Here is a 5440-nt window from a genome sequence, read left to right as displayed (position 1 = left end):
AACGCAAACACACAATTCTCGAAAAAGTAAGCCTTCGGCCTATTAGTACCAGTCAACTCCACGAGTCTTCAGTCCTCGCTTCCATACCCGGCCTATCAACCTCATCATCTATAAGGAGCCTCACACACCAAAGTGCCAGGAAATCTCATCTCGAAACAGGCTTCCCGCTTAGATGCTTTCAGCGGTTATCCCTCCCGAACGTAGCCAATCAGCCATGCACCTGGCGGTACAACTGACATACCAGAGGTTCGTCCGTCCCGGTCCTCTCGTACTAAGGACAGCCTTTCTCAAATTTCCAACGCGCGCAGCGGATAGGGACCGAACTGTCTCACGACGTTCTGAACCCAGCTCGCGTACCGCTTTAATGGGCGAACAGCCCAACCCTTGGGACCGACTCCAGCCCCAGGATGCGACGAGCCGACATCGAGGTGCCAAACCATGCCGTCGATATGGACTCTTGGGCAAGATCAGCCTGTTATCCCCGAGGTACCTTTTATCCGTTGAGCGACGGCCGTTCCACAACGTACCGCCGGATCACTAGTCCCGACTTTCGTCCCTGCTCGACCTGCCAGTCTCACAGTCAAGCTCCCTTGTGCACTTACACTCAACACCTGATTGCCAACCAGGCTGAGGGAACCTTTGGGCGCCTCCGTTACACTTTAGGAGGCAACCGCCCCAGTTAAACTACCCATCAGGCACTGTCCCTGAACCAGATCATGGCCCGAAGTTAGACATCCAGATTGACCAGAGTGGTATTTCAACAACGACTCCACACAAACTAGCGTCCATGCTTCACAGTCTCCCACCTATCCTACACAAGCCAAACCAAACACCAATACCAAACTATAGTAAAGGTCACGGGGTCTTTCCGTCCTGCTGCGCGAAACGAGCATCTTTACTCGTACTGCAATTTCGCCGAGTTCATGGTTGAGACAGTAGGGAAGTCGTTACTCCATTCGTGCAGGTCGGAACTTACCCGACAAGGAATTTCGCTACCTTAGGATGGTTATAGTTACCACCGCCGTTTACTGGGGCTTAAATTCTCAGCTTCGCCCAAAAAGGGCTAACCAATCCTCTTAACCTTCCAGCACCGGGCAGGAGTCAGTCCGTATACATCGTCTTACGACTTCGCACGGACCTGTGTTTTTGATAAACAGTCGCTTCCCCCTGGTCTCTGCGACCCATACACGCTCCAGGCAGCAAGTGCCCATCACGCTCAAGGTCCCCCTTCTCCCGAAGTTACGGGGGCATTTTGCCGAGTTCCTTAACCATGATTCTCTCGATCGCCTTAGTATTCTCTACCTGATCACCTGTGTCGGTTTAGGGTACGGGCGGCTAAAACCTCACGCCGATGCTTTTCTCGGCAGCATAGGATCACCAAATCCCCCAAAAACGGGGTCCCATCACGTCTCAGGCACACAGCCGGCGCATTTAACAACCGACAACCCTACACGCTTAGACCACGACAACCATCGCGTGGCTTGGCTACCTTCCTGCGTCACACCTGTTAATACGTTTACCTCCAAAGATCGGGTCCCACAACCCACACAACACACAAACAAAAGCCTGCACATCATGCTTCGCATGGTTAGCATCACAATATCAGTATGGGCGGTTTTTCACCGGTACGGGAATATCAACCCGTTATCCATCGACTACGCCTGTCGGCCTCGCCTTAGGCCCCGACTAACCCAGGGCAGATTAACTTGACCCTGGAACCCTTGATCATCCGGCGGATGAGTTTCTCACTCATCTTTCGCTACTCATGCCTGCATTCTCACTCGCATAGCCTCCACCACTGGTTTACACCGCAGCTTCACTGGCTACACGACGCTCCCCTACCCAACAATCCAAAAAGATCATTGCCACAACTTCGGCGGTGTACTTGAGCCCCGCTACATTATCGGCGCAGAATCACTTGACCAGTGAGCTGTTACGCACTCTTTCAAGGATGGCTGCTTCTAAGCCAACCTCCTGGTTGTCTAAGCAACTCCACATCCTTTCCCACTTAGCACACGCTTAGGGGCCTTAGTTGGTGGTCTGGGCTGTTTCCCTCTCGACAATGAAGCTTATCCCCCACTGTCTCACTGCTACGCTCTCACTTACCGGCATTCGGAGTTTAGCTGACGTCAGTAACCCGTGAAGGCCCATCGGCCATCCAGTAGCTCTACCTCCGGCAAGAAACACGTAACGCTGCACCTAAATGCATTTCGGGGAGAACCAGCTATCACAGAGTTTGATTGGCCTTTCACCCCTATCCACAGCTCATCCCCTCCATTTTCAACTGAAGTGGGTTCGGTCCTCCACGACGTCTTACCGTCGCTTCAACCTGGCCATGGATAGATCACTCCGCTTCGGGTCTAGGTCATGCCACTCAAACGCCCTATTCAGACTCGCTTTCGCTACGGATACCCCACACGGGTTAACCTCGCGACATAACACTAACTCGCAGGCTCATTCTTCAAAAGGCACGCTGTCACCCCAAAAGGCTCCAACGGCTTGTAAGCACACGGTTTCAGGTACTATTTCACTCCCCTCCCGGGGTACTTTTCACCATTCCCTCACGGTACTGATTCACTATCGGTCATTAAGAAGTATTTAGACTTACCAGGTGGTCCTGGCAGATTCACACGAGATTCCACGAGCCCCGTGCTACTCGGGTGGCCACACCACGGACAGAACAATTTCGATTACGGGACTCTCACCCTCTACGGCCGACCATTCCAAGTCGTTCACCTACCATCCTGAACATCATGCCGGCAGCCAGTTAGAACTGCCACTGTGACTCCCACAACCCCCATGATGCAACGCCTAACCGCTATCACACACCACAGGTTTAGTCTCTTCCGCTTTCGCTCGCCACTACTCACAGAATCATTACTTTATTTTCTCTTCCTGCGGGTACTGAGATGTTTCACTTCCCCGCGTTCCCCCCAACCAGCCTATACATTCAGCTGGCGGTAACTCACCATGAAGATGAGCCAGGTTTCCCCATTCGGAAATCCTCGGATCACAGCCCAGTTATCGGCTCCCCGAGGCTTATCGCAGATTCACACGTCCTTCATCGGCTCTTAATGCCAAGGCATCCACCGTGTGCCCTTAATAACTTACACACAATCAAGAAAAATAAGAATCTAAAATCAACAATCAAACCAACACAAAAGCATTGATTCAACGCAAATTCCAGAAGATGCTCGCGTCCACTATATAGTTCTCAAACAACAACCCACAACACAACAACAACACAAACAAAAACATTTGCATCATCACCATGCCAGGCAAACAAAGGAACAACACTAATGTGTTACCCCAAAACCCAACAATGCGCCTCATCCAACCCAAAACCAATATTCCACCCATGAGCAAAACCACCCACCCGACACTCGCGGGTAGCATGGCCAACTAAATGTGCTCCTTAGAAAGGAGGTGATCCAGCCGCACCTTCCGGTACGGCTACCTTGTTACGACTTAGTCCCAATCGCCAATCCCACCTTAGACGGCTCCCTCCCAAAAGGGTTAGGCCACCGGCTTTGGGTGTTACCAACTTTCGTGACTTGACGGGCGGTGTGTACAAGGCCCGGGAACGTATTCACCGCAGCGTTGCTGATCTGCGATTACTAGCGACTCCGACTTCATGGGGTCGAGTTGCAGACCCCAATCCGAACTGAGACCGGCTTTTAGGGATTAGCTCCACCTCACAGTATCGCAACCCTCTGTACCGGCCATTGTAGCATGCGTGAAGCCCAAGACATAAGGGGCATGATGATTTGACGTCATCCCCACCTTCCTCCGAGTTGACCCCGGCAGTCTCCTATGAGTCCCCACCATAACGTGCTGGCAACATAGAACGAGGGTTGCGCTCGTTGCGGGACTTAACCCAACATCTCACGACACGAGCTGACGACAACCATGCACCACCTGTATACCAGCCCCGAAGGGAAACACCATCTCTGATGCGGTCCAGTATATGTCAAGCCTTGGTAAGGTTCTTCGCGTTGCATCGAATTAATCCGCATGCTCCGCCGCTTGTGCGGGCCCCCGTCAATTTCTTTGAGTTTTAGCCTTGCGGCCGTACTCCCCAGGCGGGGCACTTAATGCGTTAGCTACGGCGCGGAAAACGTGGAATGTTCCCCACACCTAGTGCCCAACGTTTACGGCATGGACTACCAGGGTATCTAATCCTGTTCGCTCCCCATGCTTTCGCTTCTCAGCGTCAGTTACAGCCCAGAGACCTGCCTTCGCCATCGGTGTTCCTCCTGATATCTGCGCATTCCACCGCTACACCAGGAATTCCAGTCTCCCCTACTGCACTCTAGTCTGCCCGTACCCACTGCAATACACGGAGTTAAGCTCCGGCCTTTCACAGCAGACGCGACAAACCGCCTACAAGCTCTTTACGCCCAATAATTCCGGACAACGCTCGCGCCCTACGTATTACCGCGGCTGCTGGCACGTAGTTAGCCGGCGCTTTCTCTGCAGGTACCGTCAATCTCTCTTCTTCCCTGCTAACAGAGGTTTACAACCCGAAGGCCGTCATCCCTCACGCGGCGTCGCTGCATCAGGCTTGCGCCCATTGTGCAATATTCCCCACTGCTGCCTCCCGTAGGAGTCTGGGCCGTGTCTCAGTCCCAGTGTGGCCGGTCACCCTCTCAGGCCGGCTACCCGTCGTCGCCTTGGTGAGCCGTTACCTCACCAACAAGCTGATAGGCCGTGAGCCCATCTATAACCACTACATAACGCTTTCCACCAACACCCCATGCGGAGATTGGTCGTATCCGGTATTAGACCCAGTTTCCCAGGCTTATCCCAGAGTTAAAGGTAGGTTACTCACGTATTACTCACCCGTTCGCCACTAATCCACCTAGCAAGCTAGGCTTCATCGTTCGACTTGCATGTGTTAAGCACGCCGCCAGCGTTCGTCCTGAGCCAGAATCAAACTCTCCGTTGAAAAAATAGAAAAGCTTGATAATCTGATCTCAAACAGCGAATCACACACGGGGGTGCGTGACTCAAGCTGACTAAATTTGAAACCATTTGATGATTATCAAATATAAATAAATATTTGGTATTAGTTTCAGTTTCCATCACCATTCGGTGATTTTATTGAACAAAGCACACTATTGAGTTCTCAAGCAACACACCGATTCAACACCTCAACTTACTCTTTCGAGAAGTCTTACCGTTGAACGGTCATTCATGTTATTTCGTTATCACCGCGTTCCCGCGGCAACTCAATCAACTATACCAGCGTTTTGTATGTCATGCAAATCCGTTTTCCGTGATTCGCACCACAAAGTTTCTTTCCTAAACTCTTCCATCATCACCAACAGGCAAATCGGATTTCCTTCAAGTAAGAAACCAAAACACTATACAATTGAAAGTCATTCAACCGCTTCTGACTAGGAGAAACACCGAAGAAGTTCTTCGTTTTTTCCTCCTC

2 rRNA genes are annotated in these 5440 nt (G+C 51.7%); both read right to left on the bottom strand.

From position 1 onward, the window contains the following. Positions 1–22: 22 nt before the first annotated feature. Positions 23–3113 (bottom strand): 23S ribosomal RNA (locus O3649_RS08840). 306 nt (positions 3114–3419) lie between these two features. Next, positions 3420–4948, bottom strand: a 16S ribosomal RNA gene (locus O3649_RS08835). Together the 16S and 23S rRNA genes form the textbook arrangement of a ribosomal RNA operon. Between the last annotated feature and the right edge of the window lie 492 nt (positions 4949–5440).

This window comes from Rothia sp. 27098_8_29 (assembly GCF_041432785.1).
GTDB lineage: Bacteria > Actinomycetota > Actinomycetes > Actinomycetales > Micrococcaceae > Rothia > Rothia mucilaginosa.
Note: the sequence above shows the minus strand (reverse complement) of the source record. Positions and strands in the feature narration are given on the sequence as shown.